The 16,730-nt window shown below is 64.5% G+C and carries 13 protein-coding genes; 3 read left to right on the top strand and 10 right to left on the bottom strand.

Translation table 11 applies throughout. From position 1 onward, the window contains the following. Window positions 1–69: 69 nt before the first annotated feature. Window positions 70–675 carry a MarR family transcriptional regulator gene (locus MTY59_RS09650; RefSeq protein WP_221045443.1) on the bottom strand — a complete coding sequence of 202 codons (606 nt, stop codon included), beginning with the start codon at window positions 673–675 and terminating at the stop codon, window positions 70–72. Continuing rightward, window positions 668–2,296: a pyruvate, phosphate dikinase gene (locus tag MTY59_RS09645; protein ID WP_221045442.1), complete on the bottom strand. Its 1,629-nt coding sequence runs from the start codon at window positions 2,294–2,296 to the stop codon at window positions 668–670. The genes MTY59_RS09650 and MTY59_RS09645 overlap by 8 nt, the downstream gene beginning before the upstream one ends. Before the next feature lie 430 nt (window positions 2,297–2,726). Here MTY59_RS09645 and MTY59_RS09640 point away from each other — a divergent pair, with 430 nt between their 5' ends. Continuing rightward, complete coding sequence (locus MTY59_RS09640; protein ID WP_250160786.1) at window positions 2,727–3,464, top strand: TetR/AcrR family transcriptional regulator; 738 nt, start codon at window positions 2,727–2,729, stop codon at window positions 3,462–3,464. Window positions 3,465–3,483: 19 nt separating this feature from the next. Here MTY59_RS09640 and MTY59_RS09635 read toward each other — a convergent pair whose 3' ends face one another. Next, entirely contained in the window at window positions 3,484–5,499 is a 2,016-nt protein-coding gene (locus tag MTY59_RS09635) for an oxidoreductase (RefSeq protein WP_221045441.1), read from the bottom strand. Next, window positions 5,496–6,713: a cytochrome P450 gene (locus MTY59_RS09630; RefSeq protein ID WP_221045439.1), complete on the bottom strand. Its 1,218-nt coding sequence runs from the start codon at window positions 6,711–6,713 to the stop codon at window positions 5,496–5,498. The genes MTY59_RS09635 and MTY59_RS09630 overlap by 4 nt, the downstream gene beginning before the upstream one ends. A gap of 180 nt (window positions 6,714–6,893) precedes the next feature. On the opposite strand from MTY59_RS09630, the gene MTY59_RS09625 reads away from it, so the two are divergent. Together MTY59_RS09625 and MTY59_RS09620 are read left to right on the top strand one after the other, a co-directional pair. Beyond that, a complete protein-coding gene (locus MTY59_RS09625; RefSeq protein WP_250160785.1) occupies window positions 6,894–7,541 on the top strand; it encodes an NAD(P)-dependent oxidoreductase in 648 nt (215 codons plus the stop codon). A gap of 64 nt (window positions 7,542–7,605) precedes the next feature. After that, window positions 7,606–8,391: an enoyl-CoA hydratase/isomerase family protein gene (locus MTY59_RS09620; protein ID WP_221045437.1), complete on the top strand. Its 786-nt coding sequence runs from the start codon at window positions 7,606–7,608 to the stop codon at window positions 8,389–8,391. A 2-nt stretch (window positions 8,392–8,393) separates the two neighbouring features. Here MTY59_RS09620 and MTY59_RS09615 read toward each other — a convergent pair whose 3' ends face one another. The 6 genes from MTY59_RS09615 to MTY59_RS09590 all read right to left on the bottom strand — a co-directional run bounded on the left by MTY59_RS09615 (window position 8,394) and on the right by MTY59_RS09590 (window position 16,656). Further along, window positions 8,394–9,050 carry a TetR family transcriptional regulator gene (locus tag MTY59_RS09615; RefSeq protein ID WP_221045436.1) on the bottom strand — a complete coding sequence of 219 codons (657 nt, stop codon included), beginning with the start codon at window positions 9,048–9,050 and terminating at the stop codon, window positions 8,394–8,396. Window positions 9,051–9,191: 141 nt separating this feature from the next. Then, window positions 9,192–10,784 (bottom strand): AMP-binding protein, encoded by a 1,593-nt coding sequence (locus MTY59_RS09610; RefSeq protein ID WP_221045435.1) that lies wholly within the window; start codon window positions 10,782–10,784, stop codon window positions 9,192–9,194. A 21-nt stretch (window positions 10,785–10,805) separates the two neighbouring features. Then, a complete protein-coding gene (locus tag MTY59_RS09605; protein WP_221045434.1) occupies window positions 10,806–11,843 on the bottom strand; it encodes an LLM class flavin-dependent oxidoreductase in 1,038 nt (345 codons plus the stop codon). 31 nt (window positions 11,844–11,874) lie between these two features. Beyond that, window positions 11,875–13,071: an alpha/beta hydrolase gene (locus MTY59_RS09600; RefSeq protein WP_221045433.1), complete on the bottom strand. Its 1,197-nt coding sequence runs from the start codon at window positions 13,069–13,071 to the stop codon at window positions 11,875–11,877. 102 nt (window positions 13,072–13,173) lie between these two features. Next, a complete protein-coding gene (locus MTY59_RS09595; protein WP_221045432.1) occupies window positions 13,174–15,534 on the bottom strand; it encodes an acyl-CoA dehydrogenase family protein in 2,361 nt (786 codons plus the stop codon). Window positions 15,535–15,549: 15 nt separating this feature from the next. Then, window positions 15,550–16,656: a cytochrome P450 gene (locus tag MTY59_RS09590; protein WP_250160784.1), complete on the bottom strand. Its 1,107-nt coding sequence runs from the start codon at window positions 16,654–16,656 to the stop codon at window positions 15,550–15,552. Between the last annotated feature and the right edge of the window lie 74 nt (window positions 16,657–16,730).

Genomic DNA, 16,730 nt, shown 5'->3' with positions numbered 1-16,730 from the left:
TTCTTTCGATCGGCCGGAGATGACGTGGGCCAAACGGTGATCGATGGCCGAGCCGACTACCCGACGCGTTTAGCTGGCGTGCCCGGCGCGTGCCTCATCCTCACGGGTGAGACCCGAGGCCTCGATGAATTCCTGATGCAGTTCGAACCATACGGTGTGGTAGGAGTCGGCGATCGGCCTGGCCAACCAACTGGTATCGCCGGCTTTGACCTTCGCCAAGGCCGACTCGAGTTTGTCGGCGTACGCCTTCAGCCGACTCAGATATGTTGCAGCAGAATCGATGACCGGCCGCACCATTCGGTGGACGTCATCGAGACGAGCAATCACAGCTGCGTCGTAGTCGAGGTCGTCGTGGGAGTTCGGTTGGCCGTCCTTGATCTGCCAGTCCGTTATGAGAGCTTTGAACTCGTTGTTGGCGTCACGGAAACTGTCGTAGATGCCGGCCAGTACATCTTGGTCGACGCCCGACCGCTCCTCAGCCAGAAGAGCGTTAAGCCGCTCGCGTCCCTCAGGACTGAGCCGGACAGTCTTTCCCTCGACGACGAGACCCTCTGAAATCAGTTGCGCCAGAGTCGATGCGACCGCTGCAGGATCTTCACCGACGGTGGCGATCAAATCCGGCTCACGCACCCGACCCTTGAGGCGGATCGCTTGCAGGACAGTTAAATCAGACATCGGTCAGTACCTTTGTGTTGTTGTCGAGTTGGTGCGCGACCAACATGGTGATGAGCGGGTGCGGGGAAACGACGTCGGTGAGGCCGGCAGCAAGCGCCTTAGCTACCGCTGATGGAGAGGAATCGGTAAGCACCGGGTAATCGCCCACGGCATGGCCGCGAATCGGGCTGACACGGCGCGCGATCTCGGCTAGCTCAGCAAGGTCCGGGGAATCAGTCTCGGACCACGCGGTGAGTTCCAGGATCCCCTCGCGCACCTCACCCTCGGCCCCATCAACCGTTATCAGCTTGCCCTCGAGCTCCGCGACGACCCCGTCTCCGCATCCGACGACGGCCGGTCTGCCTATCTCGCGGCTCACCACCGCGGCGTGCGATGTTGCGCCACCCGTCTCCGTGACGATTCCCCGCGCAGCCAGCATGCCCTGGACGTCGTCGGGGCTGGTGGCTGCACGCACCAGGATCACATCTTCCCCCTCCTCGGCGGCATCGAGTGCCTCGTCGACGTCGGAATATGCTTTGCCCGATACCACGCCTGGGCACGCCGGCAGTCCGCGTGCTAATAATGCTGCGGCTAACCGGGTTTCAGGGAGAAGCGCCGGTGAGAGCAGCGTCTCGATCTGGCCCGGTGTCACACGGCGCAGTGCCTCCGTATCGTCGATCAGCTCTTCGTGGCGCAACCGCAGCGCCAGCCGTACCGCAGCCTGAGCGGACCGCTTGGCCGCCCGAGTCTGCAGCAGCCACAGTTTGCCCTCCTCCACGGTGAATTCGATGTCCTGGACGTCTGCGGCGAGCCGCTCCAGGGTCTGCGCCGCGCTCATGAGTTGGTCGTAGACAGCGGGCTGCTCATCCCGCAACGCCGCGATAGGTTCGACATCGACGTTGCCTGAGACCACGTCCTCACCTTGGCCATTGGCAAGCCACTCACCGAATGGCTCGTCGGCTCCGGTGACAGGATTGCGCGAGAACAGCACCCCGGTACCCGAATTGCGCGCGAGATTGCCAAACACCATGGCTTGCACGACAACTGCTGTTCCTGCGTCGGCATCCAGGCCATGGTGTCTTCGGTACGCGACGGCCCGCGGGCTGTTCCATGAGGCAAAGACGGCTTCGATCGCTCCCCGCAGTTGCTGCCACGGATCCGCCGGTACCTCGACCTCTGGGTCACCTCCCAACACGATGCGCCGGTACATCTCGTTGAAGCGCTGGCGAGTGTCGCGGGCGAATTCAGCGGAAGCGGCGAGTGCGAGTGCCTTCTCGACGTCATCATTGATCCCGAGGTCGAGCACGGTGTCCATCATCCCGGGCATCGATAGAGCGGCTCCGCTGCGCACGCTGACCAACATCGGCCGTGGGCCGCGACCAAAAGTGCGGGATGTCTGATTCTCGAGCCCCCGTACATGCTCGCATACTTCGGCCCACAGCCGGTCGATGCACTGAGTGCGACCGGCGAAAAACTCCCCGCAAACGCTGGTCGTGATGCAAAATGCCGGCGGCACCGGCAACCCCTGCCGTCGCATCGAATCGATGCCGTACCCCTTGTTTCCAAGCACATCACGGCCAAGGCCGGCCCGGCCGTCCAGCGCGACGACCGAGGGACTCGCTCCCTCACCTATTTTTGACATGAGATTAGATTCTAGATGAGTGCCGAGATTTTGACACGAGATTAGATTTCTAGCGAAGTTCAGGCCACAGCGCATGACTCGGCCACGGGAGCCGGGCTGATCGCCCTGATATCGGCAAATCTCGGTGACGACCAAAACCGTTCGACCAGCATCATGAATCATGATGCGCTTCACCCTCGCGAGGGATCGCGTGCTGGTCCGGTCTCGCCGGTCCATGTCGACATCAACGAGACATCCGTCGGGTCTCGCGGGGGTTCAAGCCACGCTGCATGTCCTCGCCGAGCTCTTCGGGCCATCGAATTGGCGCATCCACTCGTTGCTGCTGTTAGCAAGAAGAGCGCGGCATAGCCGCAGGGTTCTTGCTGAAGCTTGGTGCTTGGTGGCCGGAAAGGCGGCGCAACCTACAACTTGTGTTGAATACTATTGAACCGTGCCTAGAAACCCGCCTCCTACGAAGGCCGACGCTGACAGCGCGAACTCGAAGTCGCAACGGACGCGTGCGCGAATTCTCGACGCAGCCGCCCGTGTGCTCAGCGTCAAAGGTTTCGCCGGGACGCGGCTGACAGATGTAGCGGATTACGCCGAGATACAGGCACCGGCGATCTACTACTACTTCCCGTCCCGGGAGGACCTGATCGAGGAGGTGATGTATTGCGGGATCCACGATATGCGGACGCACCTAAGGACGACGCTGGACGCACTGCCGGCGGGCACAGCGCCCATGGATCGGATCATGGTCGCGGTCGAAGCTCACCTGCGGCACGCGCTCGAACTCTCCGACTACACCACCGCGTCGATCCGGAACTCAGGACAGATTCCCAGCCGGCTCAGCAAGCGGCAGAAGAAGGAGGAGGCCGCCTACGGACGGATTTGGCAGGGTCTGTTCGCCGACGCCGTCGCAGAGGGTGATGTCAATCCCGAGTTGGATCCGCAGTTGGCCCGATTCTTGGTGATGGGAGCTATGAACTGGACTGCGGAATGGTGGGACCCTCGCCGCGGATCCGTCGACGCCATCGTGGCCAACGCGCAACTTTTGGTCCGAAGTGGTCTCACCTCGGCGACCAAGGCATCCGCACCGGCAACGCAACGCTCTGCTAAGCGTGCGGCGACATCGGCACGACCGACCGGCGCCCGCGCTCGCTCCCGCGCCCGTCGGCCATCTGAGTGACGCTGCCCGACGAGACCGCTTAAGTGGCACTTCCGCCCCAGCCGTATCCCGCGACCGGCCTAATCCAGGCTGGGTGAAGGGAGTCGACGGACTGCCGCCCCTCGACCACCGCCACCTCCAGCCGACGCGGTGAGCTTGCGTCCCCGATCACCCGCACTATGGGGCAAATTGCGACGAGTTCCTGCTGAAAGGGCCGATCTGGTGTCCCTCCGCTCATGAAGACCACATCGTCGAAAGCAAGTTGTTGGACTCGGTGCGGGGCCTCGAAACAGGCCACCTCGGCAGAACCGGGTGACAATCGGTGGATCACCGTTCGCGGGAAGAACGTGAAGTCGCCCTTCAAAAGCTTCGCTAGAAGTGGACCACCAACCATTTCCCACCGCATTTCCAGGTTCGCCGCTACCAGCGAATAACGGCTGACCATGAGGACGCGACGGCCGCTGTCGACGAGCTGTTGTGCGACGTCAGTGCTCTCGTAATGGCCGATCTCGTCGAGCATCAACACCGTGTGCCCGAGAGTGGCTCCGCGCAGAACGTCCCAACCGGTGTGGATGCTGACCGTGCTGATCCCGGGAAGCGGCAGGCGTGGCTGCAAAGTCTGGAATCCGTCCCGGCGGGGCTTGACGCCGGTAGCGACGATCACGGCGTCCGGCGCCATGCGCCGCACTGTCTGGGGGTCAGCGGGAGTCCGCAGCCGCACATCGATGGCATGCAAGCGCATCTGGTGCTTGTAGAAATCGAGCAACCTTGCGATCTCCGGCCGGGTGGACGGCACCAGCCTGAGCTGTCCGCCCAGTGCGTCATCCGTTTCCAACAGAGTCACGCGGTGACCGGCGATAGCCGCGCTGCGGGCCGCTTCCATGCCGGACGGGCCACCGCCGATCACAACTACCCTCAGCCCTGGCGCGTGCCGGACGATGGTGCCGTCACCGTGGGTCAGCTCTCGACCGGCAGCGGGGTTGACCGTGCACATGGCGCGACCGCGGGTGTTCAGCCCGCCCGCACAGCTCTGCAAGCACGCGATACACGGGCGTATCTCGGCGCCGCGACCGCTTACCGTCTTGGTTATGAGCTCGGGTTCCGCGAGGGTGGCGCGAACCATGGCGACGAGATCTCCGACGCCGGAAGCCACTATCTGATCGGCCTGTTGCAAAGTGGAGATGCGACCGGCGACGATCGTCGGCAGCGTTGTCACGCGGGTCATCCGTTCGGTGACCGGCAGCATGTATCCGGGTGGTTGATGCGCGCCGCCCATCAGCAGGTCGCGCGCGTAATGCGATCCCAGCGACACGTCCCAGAAATCGACCAAAGACTCACGCTCCAGCATCGAGATGAGCGTGATGAGGTGCGACGGTGTCGTTTGGTCCTCCGGACCGTCGGGAGACATCCGCAGTCCAACGGGATAGTCCCGTCCGACCGCGGTACGGACCGCACGGAGAACCTCCACCAGATACCGGGACCGATTTTCCAATGACCCGCCATAGTCGTCATCGCGCAGATTGGTCGCCGGGGAGAGAAAGCTCGAGAAGAGGTAGCCATGTCCGGCGTGCAGTTCGATGCCGTCAATCCCCCCTTCGCGCGCGCGCAGCGCGGATGCGACGAAGGCTTCGGTCAACTCGTCCATCATCATGCGGGTCATCGGCACAGGCAGCATCCCGAGGCCTGGATCGGGAACGTGCGACGCGGCCCACGGCGCTGAGCTGTCCCGGGTCAGCTGGGTCGGACCGCCATGCCAGATCTGCTGAAACAGCTTCATCCCCTCGGCATGCACGGCGGTGGTGAGCTTTGTCAGACCCGGCAGGACGCGGTCGCTGGTCAAATCGAGCATGGCCGGCGAACTCCAATGGACCTGCGCGACATCGGCGAATGCGAGCGCTACCCCACCACGGGCCCGAGCCACCAAGAACGCGATCATGTCGTCGCTCACCAACTGGTTGACCGCCAGCCCGCTGCCCTGGGAGGTGCGGACTACCCGATTGCGCAGCAATACGGGCCCGATGTGTATCGAGCTCAGCACATGCTCGTAGCCGCTCATCGCGGGACCGGAGTGAAGACCACCTCTAGCTTCGCGGGCCCACGGGTATTGCCGCCTCCCCGCCATTCAATATCGGCCGGGCCGCCCTCGTCGGACAGCCGGTAGTCGGGAATGGTCGCGAGGATCTCCTCGAGGACGATCAACATCTCCGTCACCGCGAGGTGCTCGCCGAGACACCTGTGACGCCCGGACCCGAACGTGAGGTGGGGGTTCGGCGTCCGATCGATGTTGAAGGAGAACGGTTCGCTGAATTTTGCCGGGTCGCGGTTGGCCGCACCGAAATTGAGCATCACCTTGTCACCGCGGTGTAGCAGTGCCCCCGCTCGATCGTGGTCGTCGACGACGGTGCGGGCCATGTGGATGATCGGCGGGTCGACGCGCAGCGACTCGTGCACCGTGGCTTTCATCAGGGCGGGGTCGCTGAGTAGGCGGTCCTTGAGACCGGGCTCGGCGGCAATCCGGAATAACATGCTGCCGATGCCGTGGACGGTCGTCTCGTGTCCGGCCAACACCGTCAGTTGCACCATGCCCAGCGCGATCTGCGGCGGGATCTCTGCACCGTCAATGCGGGCGTTCACGAGTTTGCTGAGTGTGTCGTCGGTCGGGTTGGCACGCCTGCTGCGGATCAGTTCTTCGAGCCAATCTTCCAACTCCTTGGCCGCCGCTCTTTTCGCCTCGATGCCCACCTTCGCCGTCGACAGGAAATTTCCGGTCAGGCGGCGCGCCACCGACCAATCCTCGCGCGGGAGTCCCAGCGCGAGGCCGATCGCCAGCGACGGCACGATCTCTGCCACAGATTGCACGAGATCGGTATGCCCATCGGCCGAGAACGCCGCGATGCAGTCCCGAACTATTTCGCGTAACTGCGGCTCCAGAGCCGCGACGGCTTGAGCGGTGAAAAACGGCATGACCAGTTTGCGGTACGGGGTGTGCTTCGGCGGGTCGAGTTCCGCCGGGACGACCGGCATCGATGCACCTGTTGGCGGGATCATGATGCCTGCAGTGGTGGTGTAGCGCTCGTGGTCGCGCGCCACCTCGAGCACATCGTCATAGGTGGCGAGCAGCCAGAAGCCGCCATATTGCTCACTCCACCCGACCGGGAAGTTCTGCCGAATCGCCGCGAGGGTTTCATGCAAGTGGGACTGCACGGTTGGGTCGGCGAAGTCGTAGTCGATCGCTGGGCAGCGAACGCTCCCCGGGGCATCGGTGGTCATCGAGGACTCCTCACCGCGAGTCGTTCCAGGGGGAGCGCGGAAGCCGGCCGAGGCAGATGCCACATTCGCCGCGCTGCGCCCTCGCGGATGTGCGGCCGCGCAGGGCATTGCGATTCGAGCTACCGCTAATCTAACGTCGTTAGGTGAAATTCGCAATCCCTGGACAGAATGGAGCGTCTGATGCATGTGCTGCTGTTAGGGGCAACCGGCAAGGTCGGCGCGCCGATCCGCGATGAGTTGCGGGAGCGTGGCCACCAGGTGACCGCGGTGGTTCGCGACGGATCGCGGCTGCCCCCAGCTGACGCGTCCCTACACCACCGGATCGGAGACGTCTTCGACGGCGCATTCCTCGACGCCGCTGCGCAGGGCACCGAAGTCGTGCTCTGTTCGGTGGCGCTGCGTGATGACGCCCAGCGTGATCGGACACCCGTGACGCTGATCCGTCGCGCCGCCCACGCCGCGGGCAGCGCGGGCGCCCGCCTCATTGCGCTCGGCGGTGCCGGCAGCCTCCGAACTGCCTCAGGTGTCGACGTGGTCGACACGCCAAGCTTTCCCGAAGTCGCCAAGCGAGAGTCACTGGGATTTCGTGCGGCGCTGCATGATCTGATCAACGATGCCCCCGAGGACCTCGTGTGGACCGTGGTCTCGCCGCCCCTCGCTATCGAGTTCGACGGGCCGCGCACGGCCAGCTACCGAACCGCCTACGACGATCTCATCGTCGACCAGGCCGGCGCCTCGCGCATCTCCGCCGCCGACCTCGCCGTCGCCGTGGTGGACGAGGTGGAAAAGTCCCAATATCCGCGCCGACGATTCACCGTTGGATATTGAAGGTCCGCACCCGAATACCAATCGCTGCTTGATTAAGGTTGGCGTGCGTCGATAAGCTGCACGGATGACAGTCCGGCACGGGGACCTTCGACTCGAACGCCACGGCAACGTCGCAGAGATCATCTGGGCAGCGCCCAAGCTGAACTTGTTCACCCCACACGTGGCCGACGCGTTCGAGGCGATCCTCGGCCAGCTGCCCAGCGACATCCGGGCTCTGCTGCTGCGCGCCGAGGGCAAGGTTTTCTGCGCGGGGGTTCGGGTCCAGGAATTCACCGTCATGGACGACCGGGCCGGCACGGATTTCAGCAGGCGCCTACTCACGTTGATCCGCCGGATCGAGCAACTGCCCATACCGACGGTGGCGGTCGTCCACGCGCTCAACCTCACGATCGGTCTGGAACTGGCGTTGGCATGCGACTTCATCTGGTCGGCCGAGAACGTCAGGATGGGCCTGGTCGAGGCCACCGTCGGCATCACGCCGGCGGCGGGCGGCACCCAACGCCTGGTCGCGCGCGCCGGCGTGGCACGAGCCACCGAGATGGTCTACACGGGACGGACCTACGACTCGTCGCGATTGCGCGAGTGGGGTGTCGTCGACAAGGTCCTGCCATCCGACCAGCTCCTCACCCAGGCCCGCGCCTTCGCCGATGAATTGGCCGCGGGCCCCACCGTCGCGACAGCAATTGCGAAACAGATCATCGCCGTGGCCCGCGATCGCGGCGTCGCCGCCGCCGACGACATCACCCCGGACCTGGCCGGACCGGTTCTCATCAGCGAGGACGCGGCGATCGGGCTGGAGACCATGCTGTCGCAAGGGCCGGGCGCCAAACCCGCATTCGTTGGTCGGTGACGCTAGGGGCGGTTACCGAGCTCGGCGGCAGGCAACCACCGTGCCTGACGTTCCTTCACCGCCGTGTCGATCGCGTCCAGAATGCTGTTGGTGACCAGGTCGTAGATCTCGTCGAAGGACAGTCCACGTTCGGACAATGCTTTGGCCAACGCCGGATATTGGTCGGCGTCGATGTCGTGCCGACTCTCGGGCGTATATCCCTGCGTTTCGTGCAAGGCGCTGCCGATGGCGAAGAGCTCGAGAGCATCGAGCAAGGGCATCACCGCCGCGCCCGGAACGCCCTCCTCGACCAACCGCTGCGCCGAAGTATCAAGCATGCGGGCTCCCATTCCGAGCGAGCGTTTGCCGACGATCAGCGGGACCAACGCGGGGTGCTTGAGTAGCGCGGCACGCAACTTCCGGGCATTTTCGGGCAGCCAATGCCGCCAGTGGTCGTCAGATTCCTCCGGAGCGCGGACATCAGCAAGCGCGAATTCCGCTGCACCAATGAGGATTTCATCCTTGTTGTCGAAGTGGTGATACAGGGAAGCTCCGTTGACTCCGAGGGCGTCGGCTAACCTACGGATGCTGAGCCCTTCGAGTCCATCTTCGTCGATGATGGCCAGGGCCGTCTCCAAGACTTTCCGCCGCGAGATCAGCGCCACCTTCGGTCGAGCCATGCGTGCTCCTCCCACGATGTTGCTGACAGCTTAACCAAACGCCGTACCTGCTGCTGAGCACCGCGACGGCGGTGTCATCGTGATGGGCTCACGCGCTAAGGAGTGGTCCGCGTTGTCGCGCCGATTCGTTGGACTCGGTCGTCACCGCTGTGCCAACGCCACGGTCGAACGTCCAGAGCCGTACTTCCGCTTCAGCTCGGCCTTCGGGATCTTGCCGGTAACGTTGCGTTCGAACGGCTCCACCACCAGGAAGTCGGCGGGCACCTTGTATTTGGCTAATCGGGTCCGACAGTGTTCGGCGATGGCCGTCGTATCGAGTTGCACACCGGGCCGCGGCACGATCAGCGCGCGACCGACCTCGCCCCAACGCTCGTCAGCGATCGAGATGACCGCGGCGTCGGCGACGTCGGGATGCTCCGCAATGACGCGCTCGACCTCGGCCGGATACACGTTCTCGCCTCCGGACTTGTACATGTCCTTATAGCGGTCGACCATCGTCAAATATCCGTCCTCGTCTTGGACGAGGGCATCTCCGGTGCGGAACCATTCACCCGCGAATGCTGAGGTGTCGTCACGGTCGCGGCGCCAGTAACCCGGCGTGACGGCCGGGCCGTGCGCCCACACCTCACCGGTCTGGCCGGGCGCGACGTCCTCGCCGTCGGGCCCTACGATCCGAATAGCGGTGTACTGCACGGGAAGTCCACACGAGCCGAACTTGGTCAGCGTGGCCGTGGGCGGAACGATGCTGACGATCGGACCCATCTCGGTGGAACCGTAACCGACGCTCAGCGGCAACCCACGATCGTGGAAGGCTTTGGTGACGTCCCAGTTCAGGAAGCCGCCGCCAATCTGACCGTGCCGCACGTGGTTGAAGTCAGCGTCGGCGAACGCGGGAACAGTACTCATCATCTGATACATGACCGGCGCCCCGGAGAAATGCGTGAAACCTCTGTCCCGGTCAGCAAGCAAGTCGACCACGCCGACCGGATCGAATCTGGGTGCTACCGCCACCGTTCCGCCCAGTGCCAGTACCGGGTTCGTCATGCTGTTGAGACCGGCCGCGTGAAAGAACGGCAACACCGCCAGATAACGACTGGACGACGACAGTCCGTAGGGCTGCACCGAGTTCAGCAGCTGGTAATGCAACGTCTGATGGGTGCAGATCGCCGCTTTGGGCCGGCCGGTCGTTCCTGAGGTGTAGAGGAGTTGCACCGGATCGGTGATGCGGCTTATCGGGCGGGCGGCTCTCGGTGCGGCGGCCGCAGCGCCGGCGACAATGTCGTACGCGCAATCGGCTGGAACGCCAGACTCGTCGGCTCCGGCCACGCCGGGGAAGGCTGCCAGCCGCGGGATCCCGGCCGCCGCCGCGATGTCGACAGCCACCTCGCGCATGCCGGCGTCGTGGATCAACACGATCGGATCCGAATCAGTGCACAGGAATTCCAGTTCCGGGCGAGCCAGCCGGAAGTTCAGCGGGACGAAGATCGCGCCGAGTCGCATACAGGCGAACTGCACCACTAGCACCCAAGGGTCGTTGTTCGCCAGCACGGCCACCCGATCGCCCTGAGCAACCCCCAGGTCGTCGGCGAGCGCGCCGGCCAGACCTCCAACCACCTCGTCGAGCGCGCGCCACGTCATAACCTCTCCGGTCGTGACGTCCTCGAGCGCGGGTGCGTGCGGCCTGCTGCGGCTGTGATAGCTGACCGGGTCAGAAGCCAGAGGGTGAACGCTCATAATCTCCGTCCTGCTGCGTCGTCAGTCAAGCTGCGGAATGACCGCGCTACCGATGAGTTCGACCATCTCACGGAATTCGCCCGCGGGCTGGCCACCCATGTCGATGTAGATGAGGTTGGTGGTGCTGGACAACAGCTGTGCCCAGGTGTTGAGCCGGTCGGCGACCTCTGCCGGACTACCCACGATCGCAGGGCCACGCGTGGTGAGGAATTCGAAGTCGAACGGCTTGTTGATGAATGGCGGCGGGTCCGGGTTGACCCTGCAGATGATGGTCTTCATCAGCTCGAAGTAGTTGTGGTAGCGCGGTTCCCACCGCTGTCTGGCCGCCTGGCTGGTTTCGGCGACATTGACATGCCAGCAGGCGCCGACCCGGGGTTGACGCGAGTGGCCGTACGAGGCGAACTTTTCCAGGTAGCTTTCGACCACCGGCTTGAACATCTCCGGATTGCCGAACGCCGAGGGCAGCATCAGATCGAGACCGAGTCGGGCGGCCAGTTCGAGCGACGATTCCGAGGCGCCACCGCCGATCCACAAGGGTACGGCGCCGACCGGCGCGGGTTGAAGCACGAAGTCGTCGATCGGCCCACGGTGGCGCGATCCGGGCCAGTCGATCTTCTTGCCCGCCCACAACTGGGTGAGCAGTTCGATGTTCTCGGCGAAGAGCTCGTGGGAGTCTTCCAATCGGTTGCCGAACAGCGTGTAGGTGGAGACGAAGAAATTGCCGCGCCCAGCGACCACCTCGCAGCGCCCTCCTGACAACGCATCCACGGTCGCATAGTCCTCGGCCACCCGTATCGGATCGAGGTTCGCGGCCAGCGTGACCGCGGTGGATAGTCGCAGGTGCTCGGTGCGCTCGCCGATCGCCGACAGGATCACCGGCGGTGCCGACGTCGTGTATTCCAGTCCGTGGTGCTCGCCGATATGAACGCCGTGGAAACCGACGCCGTCAGCTGCCACGGCAGCTTCGACGATGCCGCGATGCCGTTCGGCCGCGGTCTCGGTTGCACCGGTGACAGGATCGGTGACCATATCCCCCAGCGACATCAAGCTCAAATTCATGTTGGCCTCCTGTAGGAGTAGAAAGGGTCGGTCAGGAAGTGGCGAAGCCGTGCCGCTGCATCCAGTCGTGGACGTGATCCGCGGCTTTTGACAAGTGGGAGCGCTGGTCGTTGCCGGTGAAGTAGTGGTTCGCCTCGACCAGATCGATGCGTTCCTTGTCCTGGTGGCAGATGGCGTCGAACACCTGCTCTTGATGGCTGGTGGGTACGGCGTCGTCGGTGCCGTTGCACATCATGAGGATCGGGACCGACACCCTTGGTGCGGCGTCGCCTGCGTCGACCTGTGCGGTGTCCAGGCCCCACTGGGATAGCCAACTGCGCGCGGTGGTGAAGCGCATCAGCGCGCCCGGGCTGGTATTGGCGATCTCGGGGTCGCCGAGGTAGCTCCAGCGGGGCCGGCGTCCGTTGGGTTCGATGGTCGGATCCAGCCAGCGAGGATCGGCCATGGTGCCGTGTACGACGAACGCGTGCTCGGCGTGTGGGCGGCCGTTCCGACGAAATTCGTCCAACTTCTCCTGAGCGAACGCGGTGATCCGACGGTTGCGCTCACGTTGCCGGTCCCGGTATGCGGCCAAAAAATCCGCCGAGTATGGCGGTTGATTCGGGTTGGCCGGATCGTAGAGATCGAACTCGGCGTCGCGATTTCGCTCGGGCACCAATTCGTCGGTAACCGAGGCATCCAAGAATTCGGTGAGCAGTCGGTGGCGACTGCGGGGGGCGGCCAGCAACATCACGCCGTCGGCGGCCGTCAGCGTGGTTTCGGCCAGCGGCGTCGGCTCCCCCGCCGCGGTCTGGGTGATACTAGGTTTTTCCGCTTCGGCCTGGTAGCCCATCATCGGGGAGCCGCCGCCGCTCCACCCGGCCAGCACAACCTTGCGGTATCCCAGCCGTTCTTTGGCGTCGCGCACGCAGGCGCCGACATCGAGGAGATGGTTTTCCATCTGCAGCGCCGAGTCGCCCAACGTGTAGCGATTCGCGCAGCCGATGACATGCAGGCCGGTCCGCGCCAACTCGGGAAAGAACGGAAGGTAGGCCGGCGAGCCGATCGGGTGCGACGCCACGATCACGGTGTCGGAGTCACGGTCCCCGCGCAGTAGCTGGGCCTGACGCACGACGTTATCGCCGATAGTCCCATACACGTCCTTGCGCGCCGCCCGTTCGGTCGACACCACCAGATAGGGCGTCCGCCGGTACTTGGACCGCTCAACCGAGACTGGTTCGGCGGTCATAAGTAGCGCACTTTCCGCATGTTGCGCATCGCGTCCCTCATTTCCTGGTCATGGCGACCACAGCATCGTAACCATACATCGTTTGGTTTGTGAAGTCGCGGGTCAGGAACGTCGCGTCGCACGCCACGGGATGCCAGTGTCGACCCGAGGCTCACCAGGCAGGCCGAGAACGCGCTCTCCGAGGATGTTGCGCAGGATCTCCGAGGTTCCACCCTCGATGGAGTTGGCCAACGAGCGCAGATAAGCCTTGCGGACATCGTCGCCGCCGTACGCCGACGATGCGGTCGGCGCGGTCTCTGCGTAACCGTCGATCAACAGTCCGGCCGTGCCCGAAATGTCAACGCCGAACTCAAATATCGCCTTGTTAAGCTCGGCCATCTGCAGTTTCGCGATCGAGCCCTCGGGCCCGGCTTCCCGGCCGGCCTGCGCGGCCCTGACGTTCGTCAGGCGAGCGGCTTCTGCCTGCGTCCACAGCAGCATGAGCCGCTCGGTGGCGACGGCCGTCACCCGTCCGGCCGCGGCCGCCGCACGGTAAGTCGCGACGGCTCGGGCGATCGTCCCGTGTCCGCGGGGCGTGGTGCGTGCGCCGATGGCGATCCGCTCACTGGCCAAAGTGGTGATTGCGACTCGCCAGCCCCCGCCGACCTCACCGAGCACACTGGCCGCCGGAATGCGGACGTCCGTCAGGAACACCTCGTTGAATTCGGCCTCACCGGTGAGCTGACGCAGTGGCCTCACCTCAACCCCCGGCGTGTGCATGTCGAGGATGAAGTACGTGAGCCCTTTGTGTTTGGGAACGTCGGGATCGGTACGAGCGAGCAACAGCCCGAACCGAGCGACGTGGCCCAGCGACGTCCAGATCTTCTGGCCGTTGACGACGAACTCGTCGCCGACGGACACCGCACGGGTCGCCAACCCGGCCAGATCAGAGCCGGCGCCCGGCTCGGAGAACAGCTGGCACCAGATCTCCTCGCCGGAGAAACAGGGGCGTAAATAGCGGCGCTTCTGCTCTTCAGTGCCGTGCGCGTGAATGGTCGGCAAAGCCATCCCCAGCCCGATTACGTTGCGCGCCTGATGATCCGGACAGCCCGCAGCAGCGAACCTGCGATCGACGACCGACTGCAGCGAGCTGTCGAGGCCGCGCCCACCATACCCGGGGGCAAAGCTCACGACCGCAAGTCCGTCATCGAAGCGAGCTTCACGGAGCGCGCGATCCGATTCGCCGTCAGCCGGATCGCTGACCGGGTGTCGCCGCAGAAAATCAGCAACAGCTTCTTCGACCGCGTCGACTTCAGGCGACGGGCCACGGGGCTCCGTCTCGTTGAAGGTGCCTTCAGCGGCCGGCAGCCCGGACGCGCCGGCCATGTCGAGCAATTCGGCAAGCCGGGCGCGGTGGCTGGACGGGGATCCGAATAACAGCTGAGAGCTCTTGGCGCGCTTGAGATACAGATGCGCCGGGTGCTCCCAGGTGAACCCGATACCGCCGTGGATCTGGATATTGTGCGCCGCCACTCGCGTATACGCGTCCGAACACACGCTGCGGGCCAGGCTGGCTGCGACGGACAGGTTGGCCACATCGTGCACGGCCGTCCACAAGCCGTGGTAAACCACCGACCTCGCCGATTCGACATCGACGAGCATGTCAGCGCAGCGGTGCTTGATGGCCTGGAACGAGCCGATCGCCCGGCCGAACTGCACCCGGGTGGCGGCGTGCCGCACCGCGAGGTCGAGGGCCCGTGTCGCACCCCCGAGTTGTTCGGCGGCCAGAAAGAGGGCCGCCAGGTCCGCGCTGCGCTGCAGAGCGTCTGCGGCGCCACCATCGACGCCCAGCAGGTCAGCCCGCGCGTGGTCGAAGGTGACTTCAGCCAGCTTGCGGGTGGTGTCCATGGTGCTCAGCGCCTTGCGCTGGACCCCGTCGGCATCACCACCGACGGCCAGCAGGCACGGGCCCGCTGCACTGCGGGCGGCGACGAACAACACATCGGCCGCGAGCCCGTCGACCACTATCGCGGCGGTACCCGATACCTCCCACTGACCGGCGTGATTTGCCGCGGCCAACGTACTGTCCGCGGGGCCGGGGCCCGACCACGCCAGGGTCGCGATGGTCGTGCCACCGGCGATTCCCGGCAACCATCGAGCCGCGGCAGCGTCGTCATCCAGCGCGAGCAGAACACTCGCGGCCATGCCCACGCTGGACAGGAACGGCCCGCCGAACAACGCGGCGCCCATCTCTTCGAACACCACGCCGAGCTCGACCGCTGTCGCACCGCTGCCATCGAACCGCTCGGGAATTGCCAGGCCCTGCAGCCCCAGCTGGTCGGCCACGCGACGCCAGACCGCCGGGTCGAAGCCGATCTCGGTCTCCATGCACCGGCGCACCGACGCTTCATCCGAATGCTTGTCGAGGAAGTCACGCACCACCGCGCGCAGCTCCTCGGCATCCTCCCCCGGAAGGAAGTTCACACGTCTACCTCCGCGTCAGTGGACCACGTCGAAAACCAAGGGCAAACTCTCCGGGCCGTTCGCGATTCCCGCCGCCCAATGGACTTCGGCCTCGGGGTCGGCGAGGCGCAAGTTCGTGATCCGTTTCAAGAGCTCGTCGAAGGCGATCGCGATCTGGATTCTGGCGAAATGGGCTCCCAGGCAACGGTGCAACCCGAGCCCGAACCCGACATGGCCGCCGCGACGCAGATCGAACCTCAGGTGCGAGGCATCCTCGAAGTGCGTCTCGTCGCGGTTCGCCGAGTCGAACCGCACCAGGATCTGCTCGCCCGCTTTGATCTGCAATCCGCCGACTTCGACGTCCTTGGTGGCCGTTCGCCCGAGACAGCCGACCGGCGAGGTCAGCCGGATGAGCTCATCCATGTCCTGGCGGATCCAGGCAGGGTCGCGGAGCCGCGTTTCCAACTCGGGATGAATTGCCAACTGATGGGCGATACCGCCCAGCGCACCCCGCGTGGTATCCAGGCCTCCGAGGAACAGCACGGCCACGACGCCGAGTCGCTCCATCTCGGTGAGGTGTCTACCGCCTTCGACGGTCCCGGTGGAGATGGCGTTCATCACTTCGTTGGCCGGATTGGGGTTTTCCGTCTGTTCGGCGAGGTACTGCACGGACAGCGCGACGAGTTCGCCGTACGCCTCGTCGGTTCCTTCGACCGCGACGCGGACCACCACGTCTTGGGCCTGCGCCATTCGCACGGGGTCGTCTTCGTTAAAAACGGCGCGCGACAAGGCGTTTCCGACGAACGGCCCGGCGAATTCCCGGACGAAATCGAACCGACCGTTGCCAATGAATCCATCGATCAACTCGGCTGCGTTCTTGCGCAGTTCAGGCTCGAACTTCGTCAGGAAGGTGCGGGTGAAAAGGGGGTTCAGAATCTTGCGCAGATCAGGCTGATAGGGCGGATCGGCGTCCAGTGGGTTCAGTCCCACCGGAGACGGCCGAGGCGCCACACCCTTCGACGAGAAGGTGTATGGATCTTCCAGAATTCGTCGCACATCCTCGTACCGGAAGACCATGTACTGGCCACCGCCGTCGGCATCAGTGTGCGCGACAGGGCATTTTTCGCGGGCGTACGCGAGCACATCCCACTTGATCTTCTCGTGCGCGGGATCCCACATGTCGAAGTGCGGAAGCAGTTCTTCGTAATCGATCCCTG

It is taken from the genome of Mycobacterium senriense (genome assembly GCF_019668465.1).
Classification (GTDB): Bacteria; Actinomycetota; Actinomycetes; order Mycobacteriales; family Mycobacteriaceae; genus Mycobacterium; species Mycobacterium senriense.
This window is presented reverse-complemented; position numbering and strand designations above follow the sequence as displayed.